The organism is Halomarina halobia (assembly GCF_029338575.1).
Lineage (GTDB): Archaea > Halobacteriota > Halobacteria > Halobacteriales > Haloarculaceae > Halomarina > Halomarina halobia.
This window is the reverse complement of record NZ_CP119992.1, coordinates 580,525-601,970: the sequence shown is the minus strand read 5'-3', so window position 1 is coordinate 601,970 and position 21,446 is coordinate 580,525. Positions and strand designations below refer to the sequence as shown.

Here is a 21,446-nt window from a genome sequence, read left to right as displayed (position 1 = left end):
CCATGCCCGACAACGACACGCAGAACGCAGACGAATCGTCTCCGGACCCGAGTGCGCTCGTGGAGGGCGCACGCGGAGCCGTCGAAGAACTCGTGGACGCCCTCGGAGACGGTGACGGGGGCGTCGAAGACGCGGTCGAGGCCGTCGAGGCGTTCCTCCGCGTCGTCGAGGAGGCCGAGGAACTGCTCGAGACCGTCGACGTGACCGAGGCCGCGAAGTCGGTCGACCCCTCCGAGCTCCCCGAGGCCGTCGATACCGACGCGCTGTCCGAGGGCGAGGTGAGCGGGGCCGTCGACCTGAAACGGCTCCACAGGCTCGTCGAACTCGGAGAGGTCTGGAAGAGCGTCGACGTTCGGGAGTTCTGGCGCAACAAGCGCGAACTCGACGACGCGGTGACCGACCTCGTCGGCGACGAGGCGGCCGAGGAGGGTGACTCGATCGTCGACGAGGTCGGGGGGGACGGCGTCGACGTCGACGTGAGTCTCGACGACAGTGACGAGATCCCCACCGAGGCGATCCAGACCAGCGCCCAGCAGCGGATCGCCGAGTCGCTCGACGAGTTCCGCGAGACGGTCCTCGACGCGCGCGACCGCCTGGAGGTCGCCATCGAGACGGCACAGGAGCAGGTGCCCGAGCGCGACTCGGCGTCGTCGCGCAACCCGACCGCCGTCTCGCTGGCCCCCCGTACCCGGAAGCGTCTGGACGTGGGCATCGTCGGTCGCACCTCGACGGTGCCGACCGAGACGCGCTACTCCACCGCCCCGAACTTCGACCGGATCGTGGGGCGTCGGCTCCGCCAGCGGGGGAAGCGCGATGAGTGAACAACCGCAGCGATCGGGGAGCGGCCCGTCGAGGCGACCGCAGTCCGACAGCCTGGCCGACGTGGTCGAGATGGTCCTCGACAAGGGAGTCGTCATCAACGCCGACATCGTCGTGACCATCGGCGAGACGGAGCTGCTCGGGATCCGCCTGCGAGCGGCCCTCGCGTCGTTCGACACGGCCGCCCAGTACGGCCTGGAGTTCCCCGAGGGGACCGACGCGCGCCGGCTCGAACGGGCCTCCGGTCGGGCCTCGATCGAGGACATCGGCGAGGCGCAACCCATCGACGTCACGGCACCCGTCGGGGAGAGCGAGGGCTCCGATGCCGATTCCGACGGAGACGCCCGGGACGGCGGGGACGCCGAGGAGGCCACGGACGCGGACGAGGCGTCCGAGGGTGACGGGAACGGCGAGGGAGCGACCGACGACGCGTCGAACGGAGGGGAGGGGGCAGACGATGACCACGATTGACGTCGACGGCGAGCGGGCGAGCGACGGGCTGCTCTCGCTGGTCATCGCCGTCGTGGAGGTGCTGGTCGAGGCGTTAGAGCGCGAGGCGGTCCGTCGCATGGAGTCGGGGACGCTCACCGACGAGGAGATCGAACGGGTCGGCGCGCAACTGGCCGCGCTGGAGGAGGAACTCGAGGAGCTGAAGGCGAGCCAGGGGCTCGAGGAGCCGGTCGACGACCTGCGCGCGGACTTGGACGGTCTCGTGGGGCAGTTCCTCGATCGCGTCGAGGAGACGCCGACGGGCTGGGAGGTGCGCGACGATGCCTGAGGGGGCCGCCACGGCACCCGCAAGCGACGAGCGTCCGGCGGACGGCGAGGGACGGTACCTCTACTGCGCGGTCCGGATCGAGGACGAGGGGGGCGGAGTCGACAGCGGCGATGGGGGTGACGGATCGGACGACGCCGGGCGGCGCGCCCTCGACGCGACCGGCGTCGACGACGAACCCGTCTTCCTCATCGAGGCCGACGGCGTGGGGCTCGTCGCCCACGAGCGCGCGGAGCCCTACGACGACGACGACCCGACGGTCGTGAGGCGGTGGCTGCTCGCCCACCAGCGCGTCATCGACGCCGCGAGCGAGGAGTTCGGAACCCCGATCCCCTTCCGCTTCGACACGCTCGTGCGGGGCGACGACGAGAGCGTCAGGGGGCTGGTGGACGACCGACGGGAGGCGTTCGTCGGCCACCTCGACGAACTGCGGGGCTGCCGTGAGTACCGGATCGAGGTCGCGAGCGACCCCGAGGCGGTCGAGGCCGCCGTCCTCCGCGAGGACGAGGACCTCGCCGCGCTGCGAGAGCGCGCGGAGGAGGCCGAGGGCGGGACGGGCCACCTCCTGGAGAAGCAGTACGAGCAGCGCCTCGCCCGCGCCCGTCGGGAGCGCGGCGGCGACCGCACCGACGCGCTCGCCGCGCGACTCGCCGAGCACGCCCGCGAGGTGCGAGCGCTCCCGCGCGACCGGCAGACCGCGGGGCTCGTAGAGCGCGAGGATCGAGACACGCTCGCCCGGCTCGCCGTGCTGGCCACCGAGGACGGGGCCGACGCGATCGGCGGCGTGCTGGACGACGTGGCGTCCGAGGACGGCGTCGAGGTCCGGTACACGGGTCCGTGGCCGCCGTACACGTTCGCGCCGACGCTCGAGGGGGACGACGATGGAGCCGCGTAGGGACGACGCGCTCGTCGACCTCGTCGACGTGCTGCTGGGCGACGGCGTCGTGCTACAGGCGGACGTCGTCATCTCGGTGGCCGACGTGCCGCTGGTCGGGCTGAAGCTCCGGGCGGCGCTCGCCGGGATGGAGGCGATGGCCGAACACGGGATGTTCGTGGAGTGGGACGAGCGGATCCGCAAGCGGGCCATCGAGCGGGAGGAGTCGGAACGTTCGGGGACGAGGGAGTTGGACGCGGACGCGGACGACGGCCCCCGCCCCGAACTCGACGGCTGAGTTCGGGGCACGATGCGACGACGACCCCAACGCGAGTAACCAACAGATTTATCCACCCCAGTCGTCGGGGGAGGATACAGCAACTGGTCGCGTGGGGTGTGCCTCTGACAGCACGACGCGCGAAGGTGCCTGAGTGAGCTCCTGTGCACCCTTTCCAGCCCTGGCGGCTGTTGCTGGACTCTGCGGTTTTTATCGAGCGCGGATCGCCGGTCCTCGCCAGCCGCCGGAGCGAGGCGACTGCGGCTGGCGGCGACGGCGTCCCTGGATCTGACCCGCGGCACTCGTGGGCATCGCTCGAAGCGCGCTGTCCCAGGGTTCGGTTGCATCGCCCCGTCCGATCGACGCTTCCTATCGTCGCGACGCGCGCGACGGCAGAGACGGGCGCGAGCGGGACGATCTGCCCGCAGTCTGCCGTCTCCGCCGCGAAGACGAAGTTCGGGCCGAAGCGTTCTCGACGGTCCCGTCCGGTGACGTTCCGGCGTCCCGTTGCCCCCGAGACGGCCGTTGGCGACGAAGGACCGTCGGTCTTATGGCGACGTGAAGGTCAATCGTCCAGTTCGTCCAACACGAATCCGTCCCGACCGTCGTCCGGAGCGACGCGAGACAGTCACAGGCCGGGCGGTGTCTCGTCCGGATCTTGGGACGAAGACGAATGCTTTTAGCCGCGGCGTCGGGACGATACGGTATGGCCATCAAACCCGCCTACATCAAGAACACGGCGAACGTGCTGCTGGAGCGGTACTCGGACGCGTTCAACGCGGACTTCGAGCGCAACAAGGAACTCGTCACGGAGTTCACGAACATCGAGTCGAAGGAGGTCCGAAACCGCATCGCGGGCTACATCACCCGGAAGAAGGGCGGCACCGTCGAGTAGATCGCTTCTCACGTCGAGACACGCAACGCGAGCGCGAGCGGAGCGTCCGGGGGTCCGCCCGAGGGCGGTCGGGGGGCCCCCGTCGCGCCGCGCTTGCGTGGATCACAACCGTTTTCATCGACAGCGACCGAGCCACGGTAATGGCTGTCAGAGTAGGCGTCCTCGGCGCGACCGGTGCCGTGGGCCAACGGCTCATCCAACTGCTCGATCCGCACCCGGACTTCGACCTCGTCGCGCTCACCGCGAGCGACGAGAGCGCCGACAGGCCGTACCGCGAGGTGGCCAAGTGGCGCGTCGACACGCCCATCCCGGCGGACGTCGCGGAGATGACCGTTACCCGGACCGCGCCGGACGCCGTCCCCGACGACGTGGAACTGCTGTTCTCCTCGCTCCCCTCGGGCGTGGGCGAGCGCGTCGAACCCGCGTTCTGCGAGGCGGGGTACGTCGTCTCCTCGAACTCCTCGAACGACCGCAACGCCGACGACGTGCCCCTCACCATCCCGGAGGTCAACGCCGATCACATCGACCTGCTGGAGGTCCAGCGGGACACCCGCGGGTGGGACGGCGCGCTCGTGAAGAACCCGAACTGCTCGACGATCACGATGGTCCCGACGCTCGCGGCGCTCGACCGCGCGTTCGGCCTCGAATCGGTCCACGTCGCCACCCTCCAGGCCGTCTCCGGGGCGGGCTACGACGGCGTCACCTCCATGGAGATCATCGACAACGCCATCCCCCACATCGGCGGCGAGGAACGGAAGATGGAGAGCGAGGCGCGGAAGCTGCTCGGCTCGTTCGACGGCGCGGAGGTTCGGTGGCACGACGCCGACGTCGCCGCCTCCTGCAACCGCATCCCGACGCTCGACGGCCACCTGGAGAACGTCTGGGCGGACACGAACGAGACGGTGACGGCGGAGGGGGCCGCCGACGCGATGCGCGAGTACCCGAGCCTCGACCTCCACTCCTCGCCGGACCCGCTCATCCACGTCTTCGAGGAGCCGGACCGCCCCCAGCCCCGCCTCGACCGCATGCGCGGCGGCGGCATGGCCGTCACCGCCGGGGGCTTCCGCGAGACGGAGGGCGGCGTGCAGTACAACTGCCTCGCGCACAACACCATCCGCGGCGCGGCGGGCGCGTCCGTGCTCAACGGCGAACTGCTCCTGAACGACGGCTGGCTGTAGTACGGCGGCCGGTTTCGAGCGCGCTCGCGTACGGCCCGTAAGAACCGCCGCGACGCGTCCCTTTATTCCGGACCCGCGCGCGGATGCGCGTATGGATCTCATCCACGTCAGGCTGGGCGTCGCCGACGCAGACGAGAGCGCGGACTGGTACGTCGAGCAACTCGGCTTCGAGCGCTCGTGGGAGTTCACCGCCGCGGACGGGAGCGCGCGGCACGTCTATGTCGCCGACGGCAACGGCTTCGAACTCCAGCTCACCGACGCGGAGGGGGAGGACGCGATCGCCGAGGCCGACCGCTTCGACCACCTGGCGCTCGGCGTCGAGGACGTGGACGCCGCGTTCGAGGCGATCGAGCACCACGGCGTCGTGAAGGAGCCGGGCGATCAGCCCGAGGCGGGCGCTCGCACGGCGTTCGTGCGGGACCCCGACGGGCACGTGGTGGAGCTGGTACAGCCCCTCTCGGACTGAACGGTGGCGGTAACCCGAATCGGCTCGTTCACCGGGTCGACTCGGCGGCGCTCTTCTGCCGCTTCAGGGGATCGTAGAGGGGTTCGGCGTAGTGCTCTCCGACGATCGTGAGCGCGTAGAACGACCGTTTACGTCCGTCGATCCGTCGTCGCTCGCGGCGCGCGAAACCGGCGTCGGGTCGGCGGAGGTGGTGGTGGAGAACGTTCCGATCACGTTCGAGCAGATCGGCGAGCGCTCTGGTGTCGAGATCGCCCCGAGTGTACAGGAGCCACACGATGGTGAAGCGAGCCAACTCCTCGACCCGACAGTCGGGATGACGCAGCCGGTCGGACTCCGCGACCCACCCCGCGTCGATCCCCGCGCCGCCGCCCGCGACGGATCAGAGAGGACCGCCCGCGGCCGCCCGCCATTGCCGATCAGGGACGTCAACCCCACGACGAGGCCCCTGTAGTCCATCGGATCGCCGTTCACGGCCGACGGAACACACCCACTGACGGTATCGTGGGCGGCGTGCGGAGCGATTCCCGGCCGATCGACCGCCGCGGGGTGGGACTGAGAGGGGCCGACGTCTCGCCAACCCCCGGGGCCGGGGAGGATCTCGTCTTACCGGAACCGTCCGATCAGCGCCGCCGCCGCGTCCGCCGGCGACCGCCGCCGGTCGGCGTCCGCGTCGGTCCGGAGCTCCCACGGGCGGTCGGCCATCGCGTCCGCGACCCGCTCGATCGGGTGGGGCGGCATCGCCGCGCCCGGTCGGTCGCCGAGTTGGGAGCGACAGGAGGCGCCCGGGGCGGTGACCTCGTCGCCGGGGCTAGTGTCGACCTGCCGGAAGAGGATGCGCCCGATGGCCTGCGATAGGTCGTAGTGTTCGGCCTCGTAGCCGAAGCTCCCGGCCATGCCGCAGCAGCCGGAGTCGAGGGGATCGACCTCGTAGCCCGCCCGGCGGAGGACGCCCACCGCGTGGTGGTCCTTGTTCGTCGCCTTCTGGTTGCAGTGGCCGTGGTAGGTGAGCGATTCACTCACCTGGCCGAACTCGACGTTCTCGTCGAGGCGGTGGGTGTCGAGGAACTCGAGGACGCCGTAGGCGCTGGCGGCGACCTCCGCCACCTCCTCGCCGGTGAGGAGGTCGAGGTACTCGTCCTGGAACATGACGGCGTCGGAGGGTTCGACGAAGACGACCGACCAGCCGTCGCGCACCGACGGCGCGAGCGCGTCCACGTTGTGCCTCGCGCGCCGGCGCGCGAGGTCGAGCATGCCCTTCGAGTAGGCCGGGCGACCGCTGGAGGCGACGTCCCGGGCGAGTTCGACGTGACAGCCGGCGGCTTCGAGCACGCGCACCGTGGCCTTCCCCGGTTCGGGGTAGCTGTAGTTGGTGTACGTGTCCGGGAACAGCAGCACCCGCTCCTCGGCCTCGTCCTGGGGGACCCGCGACCCGCCGCGGGCCTCGAACCAGTCCTCGAGCGTCGTGCGGGTGAAGTGCGGGAGTTCGCGCTCGGCGGCGATGCCGAGGGTGCGCTCCATCGCCTCGCGGGCGTAGGGGAGCTTCGGCGCGACGTTCGAGAGGGGCGCGAGCGCGCTACCGACCCGCGAGAGGCGGTCGATGTCGGCGAACAGCCGCTCGCGGAGGCCCACGCCCTCGCGCCGGTGGTACTGGTGTTTCATCTCCGTCTTGAGCTTCGCCATGTCGACCCCGGTCGGGCAGTCGCTCATGCAACCCTTACAGCCCACGCAGAGGTCGAGCACCTCCGACTGGAAGCGCTCGGAGTAGAGCTCCTCCTCGGGCAGCTCGCCGCTGATCGCGGCCCGGAGCATGTTCGCCCGGCCGCGCGTGGTCTGGATCTCCTCCTGGGAGGCGCGGTAGGTCGGGCACATGGTGTCGGAGGTGGTCTGGCGACAGGTGCCACAGCCGTTACACAGCTCGACGAGGTGGGAGAAGCCCCCCTCCTCGGAGAAGTCCATCGCGGTCTGGGGCGAGATGGACTGGTAGGTCGCGCCGTAGCGGAGGTGCTCGCGCATGTCCGCGCCGACGCCGCGCTCGCCCGCCGGTCCGACGTCGTCCGGCCCGTCGCGGTAGACGACGTTGCCGGGGTGCATCCACCACTCGGGGTCGAACGCGGTCTTCAGCTCCTTGAACGCCGTCCAGAGCTGTTCGCCGTACATCTTCGGGTTGAACTCCGTGCGGGCCATCCCGTCGCCGTGCTCCCCCGAGAACGCGCCGTGGTGCTCCAGCACGAGGTCGGTCACGTCCTCGGTGATGGAGTGCATCGTCTCGATGCCGTCCTCCGTCTTGAGGTTGAGGATGGGCCGGATGTGGAGCGTCCCGCTGCCGGCGTGGGCGAAGTAGGCCGCCGAGGTGCCGTGATCGTCGAGCACCCGCTCGAACTCCGTGACGTACTCCGCGAGCTCCTCGGGCGGGACGGTCGCGTCCTCGATGAAGGGGTAGGGCTTGGGGTCGCCCTCCAGGCTCATGAGGAGCGGGATCGCCGCCTTGCGGAGCTTCCAGAGGTCGGCCTGCGCCTCGTCGGTGTACGCCTCCAGCACCTCGAAGGCCGCCCCGGCGTGGACGAAGTGGGCGTTCGTCTCGGCGACCGCGTCCTCGAAGTCGTCGTGGAGTTCGTCGTCGAACTCCAGCATGAGCGCCGCCGCGGTCCCCTCGGGGATGGGTTCGGCGTACTGGGCGAACTCCGTCGAGTCGAGCGCGAGGCGGAACACCTCGTCGTCCATCAGTTCGACGGCGCTCACGTCGAAGTCGAGCGCCTCCGGGACCGCCTCCATCGCGTCGACGAGGTTCTCGAAGCAGTAGAGCGCGAGGGCCGTCTCCTCGGGCTTCGTGACGAGGCTCACCGTCGCCTCCACGACCACGCCGAGGGTGCCCTCAGCCCCGACGAACAGCTTCGAGAGGTTGATCACCTCCTCGCCCTCGTCGTTTTCGTACATCACCTTGTGCAGGTTGTACCCCGAGACGGAGCGCTTGAGCGTCGGGTAGCGCTCGTCGATCTCCTCGCGGTTCTCCTCGACCAGCCGTCGCGTCTCGCGGTAGACGTGCGCCTCCAGGTCGTCCTTCGAGACGATCTCGTCCCACTCCTCGCTATCGAGGACGACCTCCCGCGTGTGGAGGAGCGATCCGTCCGCGAGGACGACCTTCAGCTCCTCCGTGTAGGCGTCCGTGATGCCGTAGCGAACCGAGTGCGCCCCCGTCGAGTTGTTCCCGATACCGCCGCCGATCGTGGCGCGGTTCGAGGAGGCCGGGTCGGGCGCGAACTTCAACCCGTGGGGCGCGAGCGAAGCGTCGAGGTGGTCCTGCACGACCCCGGGCTGGACCCGCGCGAGGCGGGCGTCCGGGTCGACCTCGAGGACGTCGTTCATGTGCCGCGAGCAGTCGAGTACCACGCAGCCGGGGCCGACGGCCTGCCCGGCTAGCGAGGAACCTGCGCCGCGCGGAAGCACGGGGACGCCGTGGTCGGCGGCGACGCGCACGGCCGCCCGAACGTCGCGCACGTGTTTCGGGTAGACGACGCCCGCCGGTCGAGCCCGGTAGATGCTCCCGTCGGTCGCGTAGAGGAGTTGCGCGTACTCGTCGAAGGCGACGCCCCCGTCTATCTCGTCGCGGAGGTCGCGCGCGAGAGCCCGGTACTCGGCGACGTCGCTGTGCTCGAAACCGAGTGAGGCGACGGACGTCTCGAGATCGCTCGGATCGTAATACCTGTCCTCGACAGCCATGTCTGTCAGTACGGCGCGCGGGTGTTAAGCCTGTGGTGGAAGGTAACTATCCGGACTATCACGGACCCTAATACCGCCGGCCGTCGTTTGGACCGCGACGGTGACGACGGCGACGCCGCACGCGCCGACCGAGCGCTACCGCGACGCCGCGCGACCCGTCGAGATCGCCTGACCGACGGCGAGTGTCTCACCCGGTGAGACGTCGTCCGGGGAGCGCGTGTACGCCCCCCGGCTCCCGACGTTCGGCCGCGTCCACGCGCTCGGTCCCCGCTCTCGCAGCGGTCCGCCGCGGTGCAGCGCGACGGTCGAGACGGAGCCGCGTGGCCGCGACCGTCCGTTCCCGCGTCGGTCACGTCTGCGAGACCGATCGTTCGAACGCGTCGCCCGCCCGGAGAACGTCGGCGTCCTCGAAGCGTCCGCCGACGAACATGAGTCCGACGGGGAGCCCGTCGCTCGTCCCGGCGGGGACCGAGACGGCAGGGTGGCCGGTCACGTCGAACGGGGCCGTGTTCGCGAGCATGTTCAACGCTCGCTCGATGGCCTCGACGCGCGTCAGGTCCTCGCGGACCTCGTGGGCGGTCTGGGGCGTCGTCGGCATGGCGAGGACGTCCACGCCCGAGAGCGCGTCGTCGTAGCGCGCCGCGAGTTCCCGCCGGAGGTTCTGGGCCTTCGCGTAGTAGCGCCCGCGGTAGCGATCCGAGAGGTACTCCCCGAGGATCAGCGTGAGTTTGAGCGTCGTCAGGTAGTCGTCGGCCTGCGCCCGCCGCGCCCGGCCGAACGCCTCCGCGAACTGCGTGTCGTAGTAACCGGTCCCGTACCGACCCACGCCCTCGTCGCGGACGAGCGCGGTCGTCTCCTCGATCACGACGGCGTTCCAGATCGGCAGGCCGTCCGCGTGCATCGGGATCGACACCTCCTCGACGGTCGCCCCCTCGGCCTCGAAGGCGTCGATCGCGTCCCGGACCGCCGCGTCGACGCCGGGTTCGCTCTCCTCCAGTCCGAACCCCTCCGAGACGACGCCGACGGTCACCTCCCCGGGGTCGGCGTCGAGCGCGTCCTCGTACGCGTCGATCTCGACGCGCCCCTGTCGAGGGTCGAGCGGATCGTGGCCGGCGATGACGTCGAGCACGCGCGCGCAGTCCTCGACGGTGCGCGCCATCGGCCCCACGTGGTCGAACGAGTGGCCGAGGCCGACGACGCCCGTGTAGGGGACGAGGCCGTGGGTCGGTTTGTGGCCGACGCCGCCGCTCCACGCCGCCGGGATGCGGATCGAGCCGCCCTGGTCGCCGCCGATGGCGACGTCCACCTCGCCGGCGACGACGGCGGCGATCGACCCGCTCGACGATCCGCCCGCGACGTGCTCGTCGCTCCGCGGGTTGAGGACCGGGCCGGTCGCCGAGAGCTCGCCGCTGCCGGAGAACGCCATGTCCTCCATGTTCAGCTTCCCGGTGATCGTCGCGCCCGCCCCGAGCAGGCGCGTCACGATCGTCGCGTCCGTCCGGGGGACGTACCCCTCGAACAACTTCGAGCCGCAGGTCATCTCGACGCCCGCGAGCGCGACGTTGTCCTTCAGGCCGACCTCGTAGCCGACGAGCGGCCCGTCGTCTGCACCCTCGACGGTGCACTTCGTCACGAAGGCGTTGAGGGGATCCTCGGCCGCGTCCGGACGGTAACCGGAATCGCGGTCGGTGAACTCCACCTTTGGAGTCGGCGCTGACAGTTGGTCGAGTCGCTCGTAGCCCGCGAGCGTTCTCTCGATGACCGCGGCGAAGTCGGCCACCTCCTCGTCCGACAGGTGCATGTGGTGACGGGCAGCCATCGTGCGGATCTCTCCGGGCGTCGGCGGGCGAACGTTCGGCGGCGTGTGAGACATGACGTGACGTACCACGACCGAACCCGACAAAACAGTATCCCCGCGAAACTAGAGGTTCTCGCGTCGGAGACGGTTCCGACGGACGGGCCGGACGACCCTCAGAGGTCGACCCGGTTCACGAACTCGGGAGACTCGGCGTCGAGCTGCCCCACGTTCTCGGCGACGATGTCCGCGAGTCGCTCGTAGTACTTCGGCGTGTGACCGCTGTTGTGGGGGGTGACGAACGCGTTCTCGAGCGTCCAGAGGACGTGATCCGGCGGGAGGGGTTCGGGGTCGGTCACGTCGAGCGCCGCGCCCCGGACGTGGTTGCTCCGCAGGGCGTCCACGAGGTCGTCGGTGTCCACGACCGGCCCGCGCGCGACGTTCACGAGCACGGCGCTCGGCGGGAGCGTGTCGAACGCCTCGGCGTCGATCAACCCCTCCGTCTCGTCGGTGAGCGGGACGGCGAGCACGAGGTAGTCCGTCCGCGCGAGCGCCCGGTGGAGGTCGTCGGTGCCGAGCACCTCGTCGGTCGGCCCGCCCCGCTCGGGGGAGTGGCGCACGCCGATGGTGTGGACGCCGAACCCCGAGAGGCGCTCCACCACCGCCGACCCGATCGCGCCGAGGCCGACGACGGTGACGGTGCTCCCCGCCAGTTCGTGCGCCCGGTAGTGACGCCACTCGCGGCGCTGCTGGCGACGCCAGCCCTCGGGGAAGCGCCGGACGAACGCGAGAATGGCCCCCACGACGTGCTCGGCGATGTTCGGGCCGTGGACGCCGGAGGCGGTCGTCACCACGACGTCGCGTTCGGCGAGCGCGTCGAGCGGGAGGTGGCCGTACCCGGCGTAGGAACAGCCGAACAGCCGGAGTTCCCGAGCCCGGTCGAGCAGGGCCCTATCGACGAGCTTTCCGGTGACGACCTCGGCGTCGGCCGCGAGTTCGCGCTCCTCCTCCGGCGTCTCCGCGACGCGGATCCGCGCGTCCGGGAGGCGCTCCCGGAGTTCGTCGGCGTACGCGGAGACCGGCATCCCGTGGACGCCGTCGCGCAGTACGAGAACGGTGGTCATCGTGTTCGACCGTTCTGCCCACCGTCTATTCAATGTAGGCGGTAGGGCGGCGGACGTTCCGATCGGATCGTCGAGACGGTTCGGAACCGACGCGCGTCGCTCCTCGCGGGGCAATCGATTTACCCGCCCGGGCGAAAGCGCCCCACGCATGAGCGAGGAGGACGGGTTCGTCGGCGACGGGCGAAAGAAGCACGTCACGGTCGATACGGCGGACGGCGAGCGTCACGAGCACGGCGACGTCTACCTGCGCCACTCGGCCGACGCGTTCGAGGTCTCGACCGACTTCGACTTCCCCGAGGCGGAGACGACGCGCTACGCCAAGGCCGACCTCGCCCACGTCGCGGTGAATCAGCACCACTCGGCCTGCTTCGTCACCACGGCGGCGGCGGGCGAGGGAGCGTCGCTCGACGCCCTGCGGGAGTTCCGCGACGGGACGATGTGTCGAACGCCGGTCGGTCGGGCGCTCGTCGCCGTCTACGGGGTCGTGAGCCCCCCCGTCGCCGCGACGCTCGCCGACCATCCCGACGCGCGGACGGCCCGCGCCGTCCGCTGGCTGATCGAGCGCTGCGCGGCCCTGGTTCGGGTGCGCGACGCCCGGACGTCGCCGCTCGCGCGGGGGGCGCTCGCCACGGCGCTGACGCTCGCCTACGTCGCCGGCGTCTGCCTCGCCCTCGCGGGCCACGTGGCGATCCGCGGTCGGGAGCGGCTCAGTCGAGGAAGAACCGCTCGACGCTCTCGCGGGGGCTGAACCCGAGGCCGCGCCCGCGCTCGACGGCGACCCCGTGGCGATCGCCGCAGGTCGCCACCGCCTCGCAGAGCGCGTCGAAGTCGTCGACCTCGTGCAGGCGGTAGGCGTGGCTCGCCCCCGTCGCGGGGTGCACGGCGAGGCGCGGTCGGCCGAGCTGCCCCCCGTCGTGGAGGACGACCCGATCGAGCGCGCCGTAGCCGTACCAGTGGACGGCGTCCGCCTGCAGGAGCACCTCGTCGATGCCGTGGACCTCGTAGATGCGCTCCATCGCCCCCGCCTCCCGGCGGTGCTTCCGCATGCCGAGGCCGAACAGCGGCGTGAGGTAGCCGTACTCCGCGACGTGGAGGCCGTCGTTCGCGAAGAACACCTCGGCGAGGCGCAACGGGAACGACCCCGTCATCCCGAAGTGGACGTGACACTCCACCTCGATGTCAGAGGTCGGCAGGTCCTCGAACTCGTCCGGATCCGCGTCCGCGAGGGGTTCCCCGGGGTCCGCGGGGTCCGTCACGCGTCCGCCCTCCGGCTCTCTTCCTCCTCCCCGTCGCGGAACGCGAGTCGGGCGAACAGCAGCGCCCCGCCGACGAACAGCAGGCCGAAGATCGGGTCCACCTCGAGGGCGGCGTAGAGGCCGGCGGCGACGCCCACGATGGCCACGACCACCGCGACGCGCGTTCGGAGCGGGTACGACCGCCGCCCGGTCCCCTCGCCCCGTCGCTCCGCCCGTCGGACGCGCCGCTCGCCGAGGTACGTCACCACCATCACCGCGAGCGTGACCGCCACGAGGGCGGTGCGGACCGCTCGCGGGACGGTGATCCCGACCGCCGACCGGAGGACGACCGGGAGGGCGATGACGAGGAGGCCGCCGAGGTAGACGACCATCCGGTAGGTGACGAGGAGGTCTAACATCTGCGCTGTCAGTCCGTGTTGGGGCGTTCCGACGTAAAAAGCGTATCCCCGGGGGCGTTCAGGAGCGTTCAGGAGAGGAAGCCGGTGGCCTCCTCCGCGTCCGCGACGGTGCCGCTCGCGTTCAGCTTCGCCCGCGCGGAGACGTACATGGTGTACACCTGCACGACGAGCGCGAGCAACCAGAGGACGTAGCCGCCGGGGGCGCTGTCGACGACGTTGATGGCCGTGCTGAACGTCTCCAGGCCGACCGGACCCGCCAACTGCGACCCGATGAGGAGCACGCTGAAGAAGCCGAAGAAGCCCGTCGCCCACCACATCGCCACGACGCGCGCCCAGCCGGGCTGGGTGTGCTCCGGCAGGCGGGTCGTGTTCAGAATGACCGTGAGCGCGTTGTACGGCCACATCATCACGCCCGCGATGGCCGCGCCGATGACCAGCAGGATCCACGGCTGGCCGAGGCCCATCGTGCCGGTCGCGACGATGATGGCGATCCCCCACAGCGTGAACAGCGTCAGCAGGCCGAGGAACACCCGGGAGAGGTCCCAGCCGTGAGTGCGCCCGTAGCCCTGATAGAGGATGTCCACGCTGTTGCGGACGAACGACTCGACGATGGCGTACTGGGTGCTGAACAGCGCGATGAACAGGACGGCGTACAGCAGCGTCGCCGAGGCACCGCCGAGTTGCGGGATGATCGTGGTCACCCACATGCCGATGGCGTCGTCGACGACGTTCGTCCCCCGCGGGACGTACGCGGACGTGACGGTCATCGCGACCGTCGCGACGACGAGCAGGCCGATGACGAACGTGAGGAAGTGCTCGCGCTGGGTGACCTTCCACCACCCGCGCCAGCGTCGGAGGTTCGTCTCGGTCGGTTCGAACGCGAACCCGTCGTGGACCGTCTCGGGGGTCGCGCCGCGCAGCGGGTTCTTCACGCGTCCCTGGTAGGTGCCCATCCCGTACCCCTTCTCGCGGGCCCACACGCCCTGCGAGAGGTTGATGTAGCCGCCGGCTCCGGCGTAGGCGAGCCCGCCGAGGAACGTCGCGATGTCGAGTTCGTCCTGCGGCGGGAGCGCGCCGAAGCTGACGGCGCCCGCGGGCAGATTCACCAGTTCGCCGGCCGAGCCGACGACGAAGATGAGGACGACGGCGAAGACGATCGCCAGCGCCATCAGCGCCACCTGGACCTTCTCGATGATGTTGTAGAGGACGGGGCCGGCCATGTACGACAGCCAGATGACGACCATCGATACGACGCCGATGATCCACCACTGCTCCGGGGCGACGACGCCGGTCCAGTGGGCGAACACCTCCGCCCCGCCCGCGGCCCACCCGGGCCAGCCGAGGTGGAAGAACCCGGCCGCGAGGAAGAACCACGGCCACACCCAGTGGATGCGGTCGTAGGCCCTGAAGATGCTCTCGCCGGTCGCGATGGTCCACCGCTGCAGCTCCGTGTTGATGAAGAACTGCGTGATGACGCCGACCCAGAACGCCCAGTAGAGCACCCAGCCGTACTGGGCGATGATCGTCGGCCAGAACATCGTCTCGCCGCTCCCGAGCGACGCGCCGAGCATGATCGCGCTCGGCCCCACGATGTGGCTCACCTTCGGGACCTTCGGCAGGTCGGCCTCCCTGAACGACTCCAGGCGACCCGGCTTCGGGTACTCGGCCGTGTGTGGAGCCGTCCGGAGGTCGTCGTAATCGAGATCCCGATACACGGTGTCGCGGTACTGTTCCCCGACCTCGTCGCTCGCGTAGACGTCGTCCCCGACGACACCACCGTCACTCCTCGTCGGATCGTTGGGTGATTCGCTCATAGTCCTCTCTTGTATGTATGACGTTAGGATTAGTCGCGGTTCGTGGTATCTAATCCCACTCCGTACGTCTACGGGCAATGAGTAATAAATCCGTAGGGTGGGTCCGACGCCGATCGGACGTCGCTGCCCGAAGGAGTTAGGGGGCGTGGTTATCCGGCCCTGAACCGTACGGTGTCACATGTCACTGCTCGGGTTCGTGCTCACGCGGACGATACTCGTCGCCGCGGCCATGCTCGCGTTCCTCTTTCTCGTCAACGGCGCGTACGCGCTCTCGGCGATGTTCGTGCTCTCGCTCGCCATCTACGCCTACCTGCTGTACTGGGGCGACGTCCCGATCGAGCAGCGTATCGTGTAAGTCACGCATTACGAACGAGTCACGGCGCTTAAGTCACTACGCGAGGGGGTAGGCGTATGCACGAGGTAGACGTGGCCATCGTCGGTGGTGGCCCCGCCGGCTCCTCGGCGGCGCGGGCGGCCGCCGAGGAGGGGGCCGAGGCCGTCGTCCTGGAGAAGGGCGTCCCCCGCGCCGACCGCGACGGCCTCGGCCCGGACTCGACGGACGCCGCAGGCATCCTCGATTACTGGGTCGACATCATGGACTTCGCCCCCGACGAGATCCCCGAGTGGGTGAAGTGTCGGGAGCTCTCGGGCGCGGAGTTCATCGGCCCGAACGAGTCGATGACCCTCCGGTCGACGGGCATCGAGTCGTCCTATCCGAACTTCGGGTTCACGATGCACCGCGCGCGCTTCGACGACTGGCTCCGGGAACGCGCGGAGGACGCGGGCGCTGAGTACCGCGTCGGCGCGGCCGTCCGCGAGGTCGAGACCGACCACAGGGCGTACACGCACACGCTGACGCTCCGCGACGGCGAGCGGATCAGGGCCGACTACCTCGTCCTCGCCGACGGCCCGCAGCGCACCGTCACGAGTCGCGTGCTCGACCCGCTGCTCCCGGACGGTTCCGTGGAGCGCCTCGCCGCGCCCCGCGCGAACCACATCGCCTACCAGGAGTACCGCGAGTTCCCCGAGGAGGTGTTCGAGGCGGACCTCCTCAAGTTCTGGTGGGGCGCGATGCCGGGCCACACCGCGTATCCGTGGGTGTTCCCCAACGACGGCACCGTCGCCCGCGTCGGCCTCACGATGCCCATCGGGATGGACCTCTGCGAGGTCGAAGACCGGGACTCGTACCGGCTCCTGCGCCCCGAGGACGAGCGCATCCCACAGGGGAAGGTGTACCTCCGCCGCCTACTCGAACAGGAGTACGGCGACCGCTACGACGTGGACGAGCACTTCCCGCTCGTCGAGGACCGCGGCAAGCGGGGCGGTACCGAGACCTATCCCATCTCCTCGACCCGGCCGATCGACTCGCCCACGGTGGCCAACGTCGCCGTCGTCGGCGGGGCGATGGGCGCGACCAGCGCCTTCCACGAGGGGGGCGACCACGTCGCCGTCCGCACGGGGAAGATCGCGGGCCGGCTCGCCGCCCTCGGCGCGCTCCGGGCGTACAACAGCGAGTGGAAAGCGGCGATCGGCGACGAGGTGCTCCGGAGCGTCGCGCTCGCCGAACTCGTCCGGGGGTACGGTCCCGCCGACTGGGACCGGACGCTTCGCACCGCCGGCAACATCGTCGAGCGCGGGGAGGGATTCGGCCTTCGCAACTCGGTCGCCGCGGGTACGGCGGGAGCGAAGCTGTTCGCCCGCTACCAGCGCGTCAAGCGCCGCTACCGCGACGGCCGGTACGTCCAGATCCGCGAGGGCGACTACGCCGTCTGAGCGGAGGGAAGCGCTTATCTCGCCGCGTTCACTATATAAAGTGCGCGCCTCTAGTCCCCGCCCGAGTTCATCCCTCGCGGATGCGATGACAGCGCGGAGAACCCGGGCGCGCGACATTCCGGCGCGGTCCCTCAGGACCGCGCCTTCGGCGGCTGACGCCGCCTCACTGAAACGCGGTGCCTTCGGCACCGTGGACGCGACGGCTGACGCCGTCTCGTCGTTCCGCGGCCCGTCAGGGCCGCGTGCGCCCGGCACGAGGGTTTCCCGACCGACGCGGCACGCAGCCACGGGATGAGGTCGGACGTTAGTGTTCCGGGCGACATTCCAAAACCATCGCCAGCGCCACGCACGTCGCCTGCTATGGGTGTCTAGATGGCGAATCCGTGAGTCAGACGTGGGTCGATCGGCCGCTTACTGCTGCACGCTTATGCGACACGTCCCGCTATCTACGGCCAGAGTTGCTAGTGTTCCGGACGACGTTTCCGTATTTATTTCACGAGCGCGGCGACGTCGTGGAGCGAGTCCACCTCGAACGTCGGCGCGACCGAGAGGTCGACGTCGCGGCGGTGAGAACGCCGGAGAAATACGGAATCCAACTCCGCTCCGTGCGCCGCGACGACGTCGCTCTCGCTGTCGCCGACGTAGAGCACCGACTCCGCGTTCAGGTCCGCGATGGCCCGCTCGATGTAGTGGGTGTTCGGTTTCTTGAGCGAGAGGCTCTCGATGGTCATCTCGCGTCCGTAGAAGGTGTCGAACAGCGGGCGCAGGTCGAAGAAGTCCAGTTTGAACTCGATGGTGCTGTGGTGGTTGTTGCTCACGACGCCCCGCTTCACCGGGAGTTCGGCGACGGCCGTCACGTCGTCGTAGCGACGGCGGGCGTTCGCCCTGAACGCCTCGAACTGCGAGCGCTCGTCGTGACGCTCGCGCGCGTCCCAGAACGTCTCGGCGTCGAGGTCGTACGCGGCGCAGATCTCGTGAAGTCCGTCGACGGTCACGCCGCTCGCGACGTCGAGCAGGTGTCGGCGTTCGGGGTCGTCGACGCCCACCTCGCGGAACGCCGCTCGCGTGGCCTCCAGTTGGGTCTCGCGTGCCGGCGGCTCGACGAGGACACCGTCGCTGTCGAACAGGACCGCGTCGTACTCCGTCACGTCCGTCACGTCCACGCGACGGAGAGTTAGCGCTTTCGACCGGTCGGTCGTCCGCCCGTAGCGTCACGAGCGATAGATTAGATACGCGGCGGTGCGACACGACGTTCGGATGCGACACCAGACGTACGGGAAACTCGCGGCGCTCGTCTTCGCGCTGATACTGCTCAGCTTCGTCGTCCTCGGGTTCTCGCGGGGGATCGTCGGCTTCCGGACCGCGCGCCTGCTCGCCGCGCCGACGACCCTCCTCGCGGCCGCGCTCGCCTGCTTCCTGTTCGTCCGCGGGCTCCTCTCGTACCTGGGAATCGCCGGACTGCGATGAATCAAACCGCGTCTTGATCCACCAGAAGAGCCTTACCGTGATCTTCGATAGAGGAACCTGATGAGTCTCTTGCCGCTCCGTGGCACCCCGACGACCGAACCGGGCGAGCCGCGGGTGGTCGGTCTCGACGGGGAGCGCGCCGACGAGATCTTCGACGTCCTCTCGGCCGGGACGACGCGGGAGGTGCTCTCGCGGCTGTACGACCAGCCGGCCACGCCCGCCGAACTCCGGGACGCCGTCGGTACCTCGCTCCAGAACGTCCACTACCACCTCGGAAAGCTGGAGGACGCGAACCTCATCGAGGCCGCGGGGGTGGGCTACTCCGAGAAGGGCACCGAGATGACGGTCTACGCCCCGACGAGCGAGGCGGTCGTGCTGTTCGCCGGACGGGACGACGACCGCTCGCGCCTCCGGTCGCTCCTCTCCCGGCTGTTCGGCGTCGCGTTCGCGCTCGTGGTCGCCACGCTCCTCCTCCGACAGTACCTCTACGGGCGACTGCTCCCGCGGTTCGGCGGCGGGAGTCCGGCGGGCGGGGACGGCGGCGCGGACGCCGGGGACGGGGACGCCGTGCCGGAGGCCGGCGGGGGCAACGATACCGCCGCGTCCGACTCTGGCTCGAGCGGAGCGGGCAGGAACGAAGCCACCGCGCCCACCTCGTCGTCGGATAACGCCTCCGTCGTCTCGGGGGACTCGGCCTCCACCCCGACCGAGGCGGCCGCGGAGGCCGCCCGCGCCTCCGCCGACGCCGCGGCGGGGCTCGATCCGGCCCTCGCCTTCTTCCTCGGCGGCCTGTTCGTCCTCCTCGCCGTCGGGGTCGCCTGGTACGTCACGCGCTGACGCCGGTCAGCAACCGTTTTCCGCGTCCCCTCCGAATCCGCGAGCATGGACGTCAGACGCGTCGCGGACCTCGGTCCGGCCGACCGGCGCGCGCTCTTCGAGCGCGACGCCGGCGTGGACGCCGCCGCCGGGACCGCCCGCGACATCGTAGAGCGGGTGCGCCAGGAGGGCGACGTCGCCCTCCGCGAGTACGCCCGCGAGTTCGACGACGTGGAGGTCGGCAACCTCGACGTGACCGACGACGCCGGGCGCGCCGCGGAGGCCATCGAGGACGACCTCCGCGAACACATCGAGCGGGCCGCCGCGAACGTCCGGGAGTTCCACGAGGCGCAGCTCCCCGAGGACTGGCGGCGGGAGTTCTCCCCCGGACGGGAACTCGGTCGGCGCTTCAGACCGATCGAGCGCGTCGGGGTGTACGTCCCCGGCGGTGCCGCCGCGTACCCCTCCAGCGCGCTGATGGGCGTGGTTCCCGCGAAGGTAGCGGGCGTCGAGCACGTCGCCGTCGTCACACCCCCGGGGGACCCGATCAACCCGGCGACGCTCGCGGCCCTCCACGTCGCGGGCGCGGACGCCGTCTACCAGGTCGGCGGCGCGCAGGCGATCGCCGCGCTCGCCTACGGGACGGAGACCGTCCCCCGCGTGGAGAAGATCGTCGGCCCTGGCAACCGCTTCGTGACGGCGGCGAAGGCCGAGGTGCGCGGTGACGTCGCCGTCGACTTCCTCGCCGGGCCGAGCGAGGTGCTCGTGCTCGCGGACGGGACCGCGCCGCCCGGGTACGTCGCCGCGGAGCTCGTCGCGCAGGCGGAGCACGACCCGAACGCCGCCGTCGTCGCCGTCACCGACGACGAGGCGCTCGCGACGGCCGTCGCGGCGGCCGTCGAGGAACAGGCCGCGGCGCGCGAGCGGACGGAGGTCATCCGCGAGGCGCTCTCGAACGACGCCAGCGGCGTCTTCCTCGCCCGGTCGATGTCGGAGGCGGTGCTGTTCGCCGAGGAGTACGCCGCAGAGCACCTCGCGATCGTCGCCGACGACGACGAGGCGCTGTCGGAGCGGGTCACGAACGCGGGAAGCGTCTTCCTCGGCCCGAATACCCCGGTCGCCGCGGGGGACTACGCTAGCGGGACGAACCACGTCCTCCCGACGGGCGGCGGCGCACGCGTCTTCGGCGGCCTCTCCGTCGAGACGTTCCTCCGCTCGACCACCGTCCAGCGCCTCTCGCGCCGGGGGCTCGCGGACCTCCGGGAGACGGTGACCACTCTCGCCCGGACCGAGGGGCTCGACGCGCACGCGGCCAGTATCGAGGCGCGGTTCGCCGATGACAGTATCGAGGCGCGGTTCGCCGATGACAGCGTCGAGGCGCGGTTCGCCGACGAGAACGGGGAGAACGGGGAGGACGGAAACGCGGACGCCGAGTGATCACGGGGCGTCCGTCCCCTCTGGCAGCCGTCGCTCGTAGACCGTCCCCCAGGGTTCGTACCCGCGGCGCTCGTAGAACCGCCGTGCGCCGTCGTTGCCCTCCCGAACCGCGAACGCCACGAGGTCGCATCCGCGCTCGCGGGCCCGGTCCTCGACGAGGGTAAGCGGGCGCGCGCCGCGTCACTCCCCCCGGTTCGCCTCGTCCACGACGAGGTCGTGCACCCAGACGTGGCGCTCGTGGTGCAGGACCGACCGGACGGAGACGCCGACGACGGCGACGGGCGCGTCCCCCTCGTAGAGGTAGAACGCGCGGTAGGCGTCGTCGAAGAACGCCCGAACGTCGCCGTCGTCGAGGTCCGAAAAGAGCTGTCCCTGGAGCGCGCCGATGTCGCGTCGCTCCCGCTCGGTCGTCGCCTCGCGGATCGAGTCGGCCGAGTCGGTCATCGCGCCGGCTTCGCACGCCGCGGACGTTCGTTTGGCGGGGCCGTGACAGCCGGTGTCGTCCGCCGACGGAAGGACGGCGACGAGCCGGGAGATCGGCGTCAAGATTAACATCCTGCGGGGA

Annotated in this window: 23 protein-coding genes and 1 pseudogene; 14 read left to right on the top strand and 10 right to left on the bottom strand. The window is 70.4% G+C overall.

The features are described from left to right. Positions 1 to 2: 2 nt before the first annotated feature. From P1K31_RS03165 to P1K31_RS03130, 8 genes are all read left to right on the top strand, one after another. Positions 3 to 821, top strand: coding sequence for a hypothetical protein (locus tag P1K31_RS03165; RefSeq protein ID WP_276304824.1), 819 nt, complete (start codon positions 3 to 5; stop codon positions 819 to 821). Continuing rightward, a complete protein-coding gene (gvpJ, locus tag P1K31_RS03160) occupies positions 814 to 1,290 on the top strand; it encodes a gas vesicle protein GvpJ (RefSeq protein WP_276304823.1) in 477 nt (158 codons plus the stop codon). Before P1K31_RS03165 ends, gvpJ begins: the two co-directional genes overlap by 8 nt. Next, positions 1,277 to 1,597 (top strand): gas vesicle protein K, encoded by a 321-nt coding sequence (locus P1K31_RS03155; RefSeq protein ID WP_276304822.1) that lies wholly within the window; start codon positions 1,277 to 1,279, stop codon positions 1,595 to 1,597. The genes gvpJ and P1K31_RS03155 overlap by 14 nt, the downstream gene beginning before the upstream one ends. Beyond that, entirely contained in the window at positions 1,590 to 2,489 is a 900-nt protein-coding gene (gvpL, locus tag P1K31_RS03150; protein WP_276304821.1) for a gas vesicle protein GvpL, read from the top strand. Before P1K31_RS03155 ends, gvpL begins: the two co-directional genes overlap by 8 nt. After that, on the top strand, positions 2,476 to 2,766 hold the full coding sequence (gene gvpM / locus P1K31_RS03145; RefSeq protein ID WP_276304820.1) for a gas vesicle protein GvpM: 291 nt from the start codon (positions 2,476 to 2,478) through the stop codon (positions 2,764 to 2,766). Before gvpL ends, gvpM begins: the two co-directional genes overlap by 14 nt. Before the next feature lie 685 nt (positions 2,767 to 3,451). Then, complete coding sequence (locus tag P1K31_RS03140; protein ID WP_276304819.1) at positions 3,452 to 3,640, top strand: 30S ribosomal protein S17e; 189 nt, start codon at positions 3,452 to 3,454, stop codon at positions 3,638 to 3,640. A 140-nt stretch (positions 3,641 to 3,780) separates the two neighbouring features. Next, positions 3,781 to 4,818 carry an aspartate-semialdehyde dehydrogenase gene (gene asd, locus P1K31_RS03135; protein WP_276304818.1) on the top strand — a complete coding sequence of 346 codons (1,038 nt, stop codon included), beginning with the start codon at positions 3,781 to 3,783 and terminating at the stop codon, positions 4,816 to 4,818. Between the two features lie 91 nt (positions 4,819 to 4,909). Then, complete coding sequence (locus P1K31_RS03130; protein ID WP_276304817.1) at positions 4,910 to 5,284, top strand: VOC family protein; 375 nt, start codon at positions 4,910 to 4,912, stop codon at positions 5,282 to 5,284. 28 nt (positions 5,285 to 5,312) lie between these two features. Here P1K31_RS03130 and P1K31_RS03125 read toward each other — a convergent pair whose 3' ends face one another. The 4 genes from P1K31_RS03125 to P1K31_RS03110 all read right to left on the bottom strand — a co-directional run bounded on the left by P1K31_RS03125 (position 5,313) and on the right by P1K31_RS03110 (position 11,920). Further along, on the bottom strand, positions 5,313 to 5,576 hold the full coding sequence (locus P1K31_RS03125; RefSeq protein ID WP_276304816.1) for a hypothetical protein: 264 nt from the start codon (positions 5,574 to 5,576) through the stop codon (positions 5,313 to 5,315). 311 nt (positions 5,577 to 5,887) lie between these two features. Further along, a complete protein-coding gene (locus P1K31_RS03120; protein ID WP_276304815.1) occupies positions 5,888 to 9,001 on the bottom strand; it encodes an FAD-binding and (Fe-S)-binding domain-containing protein in 3,114 nt (1,037 codons plus the stop codon). A 349-nt stretch (positions 9,002 to 9,350) separates the two neighbouring features. Further along, entirely contained in the window at positions 9,351 to 10,874 is a 1,524-nt protein-coding gene (locus tag P1K31_RS03115) for an amidase (protein WP_276304814.1), read from the bottom strand. A gap of 98 nt (positions 10,875 to 10,972) precedes the next feature. After that, positions 10,973 to 11,920: a D-2-hydroxyacid dehydrogenase gene (locus tag P1K31_RS03110; protein WP_276304813.1), complete on the bottom strand. Its 948-nt coding sequence runs from the start codon at positions 11,918 to 11,920 to the stop codon at positions 10,973 to 10,975. Positions 11,921 to 12,068: 148 nt separating this feature from the next. Between P1K31_RS03110 and P1K31_RS03105 the strand changes: the two genes are divergently transcribed. Next, entirely contained in the window at positions 12,069 to 12,668 is a 600-nt protein-coding gene (locus tag P1K31_RS03105; protein ID WP_276304812.1) for a CFI-box-CTERM domain-containing protein, read from the top strand. On the opposite strand, the gene P1K31_RS03100 is transcribed toward P1K31_RS03105, so the two are convergent. The 3 genes from P1K31_RS03100 to P1K31_RS03090 all read right to left on the bottom strand — a co-directional run bounded on the left by P1K31_RS03100 (position 12,628) and on the right by P1K31_RS03090 (position 15,388). Next, entirely contained in the window at positions 12,628 to 13,176 is a 549-nt protein-coding gene (locus P1K31_RS03100) for a hypothetical protein (protein WP_276304811.1), read from the bottom strand. The two genes, P1K31_RS03105 and P1K31_RS03100, sit on opposite strands and share 41 nt — an antisense overlap. Continuing rightward, a complete protein-coding gene (locus P1K31_RS03095) occupies positions 13,173 to 13,574 on the bottom strand; it encodes a hypothetical protein (protein WP_276304810.1) in 402 nt (133 codons plus the stop codon). The genes P1K31_RS03100 and P1K31_RS03095 overlap by 4 nt, the downstream gene beginning before the upstream one ends. A 68-nt stretch (positions 13,575 to 13,642) precedes the next feature. Then, positions 13,643 to 15,388, bottom strand: a complete 1,746-nt coding sequence (locus tag P1K31_RS03090) for an Nramp family divalent metal transporter (protein WP_276304809.1) — start codon at positions 15,386 to 15,388, stop codon at positions 13,643 to 13,645. A gap of 178 nt (positions 15,389 to 15,566) precedes the next feature. On the opposite strand from P1K31_RS03090, the gene P1K31_RS03085 reads away from it, so the two are divergent. Next, entirely contained in the window at positions 15,567 to 15,743 is a 177-nt protein-coding gene (locus P1K31_RS03085; protein ID WP_276304808.1) for a hypothetical protein, read from the top strand. 56 nt (positions 15,744 to 15,799) lie between these two features. After that, entirely contained in the window at positions 15,800 to 17,161 is a 1,362-nt protein-coding gene (locus tag P1K31_RS03080; protein WP_276304807.1) for an NAD(P)/FAD-dependent oxidoreductase, read from the top strand. A gap of 488 nt (positions 17,162 to 17,649) precedes the next feature. On the opposite strand, the gene P1K31_RS03075 is transcribed toward P1K31_RS03080, so the two are convergent. Then, positions 17,650 to 18,309: an HAD family hydrolase gene (locus P1K31_RS03075; RefSeq protein ID WP_276304806.1), complete on the bottom strand. Its 660-nt coding sequence runs from the start codon at positions 18,307 to 18,309 to the stop codon at positions 17,650 to 17,652. 109 nt (positions 18,310 to 18,418) lie between these two features. On the opposite strand from P1K31_RS03075, the gene P1K31_RS03070 reads away from it, so the two are divergent. The 3 genes from P1K31_RS03070 to hisD are packed head-to-tail and all read left to right on the top strand — an operon-like array spanning position 18,419 to position 20,881. Further along, positions 18,419 to 18,628 carry a hypothetical protein gene (locus tag P1K31_RS03070; protein ID WP_276304805.1) on the top strand — a complete coding sequence of 70 codons (210 nt, stop codon included), beginning with the start codon at positions 18,419 to 18,421 and terminating at the stop codon, positions 18,626 to 18,628. 60 nt (positions 18,629 to 18,688) lie between these two features. Further along, positions 18,689 to 19,465 (top strand): ArsR/SmtB family transcription factor, encoded by a 777-nt coding sequence (locus P1K31_RS03065; protein WP_276304804.1) that lies wholly within the window; start codon positions 18,689 to 18,691, stop codon positions 19,463 to 19,465. 45 nt (positions 19,466 to 19,510) lie between these two features. Then, positions 19,511 to 20,881, top strand: a complete 1,371-nt coding sequence (gene hisD / locus P1K31_RS03060; RefSeq protein ID WP_276304803.1) for a histidinol dehydrogenase — start codon at positions 19,511 to 19,513, stop codon at positions 20,879 to 20,881. Here hisD and P1K31_RS03055 read toward each other — a convergent pair. Together P1K31_RS03055 and P1K31_RS03050 are read right to left on the bottom strand one after the other, a co-directional pair. Then, a pseudogene (locus tag P1K31_RS03055) lies at positions 20,882 to 21,034 on the bottom strand (GNAT family N-acetyltransferase); the annotation flags it as partial. Between the two features lie 27 nt (positions 21,035 to 21,061). After that, positions 21,062 to 21,427: a hypothetical protein gene (locus P1K31_RS03050; protein WP_276304802.1), complete on the bottom strand. Its 366-nt coding sequence runs from the start codon at positions 21,425 to 21,427 to the stop codon at positions 21,062 to 21,064. Positions 21,428 to 21,446: the final 19 nt, after the last annotated feature.

Bases quoted from the DNA above. Each gene is read 5' to 3' on its own strand.
- P1K31_RS03090 (WP_276304809.1), bottom strand. From the start codon at position 15,388: ATGAGCGAATCACCCAACGATCCGACGAGGAGTGACGGTGGTGTCGTC.
- P1K31_RS03070 (WP_276304805.1), top strand. From the start codon at position 18,419: ATGCGACACCAGACGTACGGGAAACTCGCGGCGCTCGTCTTCGCGCTG.
- P1K31_RS03130 (WP_276304817.1), top strand. From the start codon at position 4,910: ATGGATCTCATCCACGTCAGGCTGGGCGTCGCCGACGCAGACGAGAGC.
- P1K31_RS03080 (WP_276304807.1), top strand. From the start codon at position 15,800: ATGCACGAGGTAGACGTGGCCATCGTCGGTGGTGGCCCCGCCGGCTCC.
- P1K31_RS03155 (WP_276304822.1), top strand. From the start codon at position 1,277: ATGACCACGATTGACGTCGACGGCGAGCGGGCGAGCGACGGGCTGCTC.
- hisD (WP_276304803.1), top strand. From the start codon at position 19,511: ATGGACGTCAGACGCGTCGCGGACCTCGGTCCGGCCGACCGGCGCGCG.
- P1K31_RS03095 (WP_276304810.1), bottom strand. From the start codon at position 13,574: ATGTTAGACCTCCTCGTCACCTACCGGATGGTCGTCTACCTCGGCGGC.
- P1K31_RS03120 (WP_276304815.1), bottom strand. From the start codon at position 9,001: ATGGCTGTCGAGGACAGGTATTACGATCCGAGCGATCTCGAGACGTCC.
- asd (WP_276304818.1), top strand. From the start codon at position 3,781: ATGGCTGTCAGAGTAGGCGTCCTCGGCGCGACCGGTGCCGTGGGCCAA.
- P1K31_RS03105 (WP_276304812.1), top strand. From the start codon at position 12,069: ATGAGCGAGGAGGACGGGTTCGTCGGCGACGGGCGAAAGAAGCACGTC.
- P1K31_RS03115 (WP_276304814.1), bottom strand. From the start codon at position 10,874: ATGTCTCACACGCCGCCGAACGTTCGCCCGCCGACGCCCGGAGAGATC.
- P1K31_RS03140 (WP_276304819.1), top strand. From the start codon at position 3,452: ATGGCCATCAAACCCGCCTACATCAAGAACACGGCGAACGTGCTGCTG.
- gvpM (WP_276304820.1), top strand. From the start codon at position 2,476: ATGGAGCCGCGTAGGGACGACGCGCTCGTCGACCTCGTCGACGTGCTG.
- gvpJ (WP_276304823.1), top strand. From the start codon at position 814: ATGAGTGAACAACCGCAGCGATCGGGGAGCGGCCCGTCGAGGCGACCG.
- P1K31_RS03110 (WP_276304813.1), bottom strand. From the start codon at position 11,920: ATGACCACCGTTCTCGTACTGCGCGACGGCGTCCACGGGATGCCGGTC.
- P1K31_RS03065 (WP_276304804.1), top strand. From the start codon at position 18,689: ATGAGTCTCTTGCCGCTCCGTGGCACCCCGACGACCGAACCGGGCGAG.
- P1K31_RS03085 (WP_276304808.1), top strand. From the start codon at position 15,567: ATGTCACTGCTCGGGTTCGTGCTCACGCGGACGATACTCGTCGCCGCG.
- gvpL (WP_276304821.1), top strand. From the start codon at position 1,590: ATGCCTGAGGGGGCCGCCACGGCACCCGCAAGCGACGAGCGTCCGGCG.
- P1K31_RS03165 (WP_276304824.1), top strand. From the start codon at position 3: ATGCCCGACAACGACACGCAGAACGCAGACGAATCGTCTCCGGACCCG.